This is a genomic window from Vibrio sp. 2130-1 (genome assembly GCF_033339515.1).
The window spans coordinates 1-794 of record NZ_JAWOUT010000177.1 but is presented as its reverse complement, the minus strand read 5'-3'; the positions used below and the strand labels follow the sequence as shown (position 1 = coordinate 794).

Here is a 794-nt window from a genome sequence, read left to right as displayed (position 1 = left end):
GTTCTGGCGTTGTAAATGTCGCAGAATTAACAGTAAGATCCGTTTTGCCTTTTGGTACCACGCTCAAGGTGACTTTCGACTTACCTTGAATAAAGTTTTGGTACACCTTCTCAACAGATTGAGGAGTCACGGCGCGAATCTGTTCCAATTGTTTTTCAATCAAGTCAGGTTGGCCAAAGAAAGTTTCATTCGACGCTAGCTGTGTGACTTTACCTTTCACGCTTTCAAGCGCGAAAATCGCATCCGCTTCAGCTTTACCTTTCAACTGCTCAAGACGATCGTCAGTGACACCTTTCTCTGCAAACTTGCTCATCGACTTCATAAGCTCATCATACAAGGTCGAAAGATCGCCTTTGTCTCCAGAATCTCCCATCGCGTAGACATAGAAATTACACGCAAGCTCTGCACAGTCATGGAAGGAACCCGCATCAACCGCTTTTTGCGTCTTCACTAAATCTTGGTACAGCACGCTGTTGGTACCACCCCCTAATACTTCCGATAGCGTATCCAGAGATGCTTGGCTCTCTTCGCCGCTGTATGTGGTTGGCCACGCAATCATTACCATCGGTTGTTGGATACGATCTTCCAACGTAATGTATTTGTCTTCTTGCAACTTAGCTGGTTGTTTCGGTGCGTTTTCAACCTCTGGACCGCGAGGAATGGAACCGAAGTATTTGTTTACCCACGCCAGTGTTTGCTCGACATCTAAGTCACCACCGATCGTGATCGTCGCATTATTTGGACCGTACCAACGCAAGAAAAACGCTTTAAGATCATTCACGTCAACACGGTCA

The 794-nt window shown here is 46.2% G+C and carries 1 protein-coding gene; it reads right to left on the bottom strand.

What is annotated here, in order from left to right; translation table 11 throughout:
• A partial coding sequence (locus tag R7Q09_RS24995; RefSeq protein ID WP_318143804.1) for a M16 family metallopeptidase occupies positions 1-794 on the bottom strand: 794 nt, incomplete at both ends.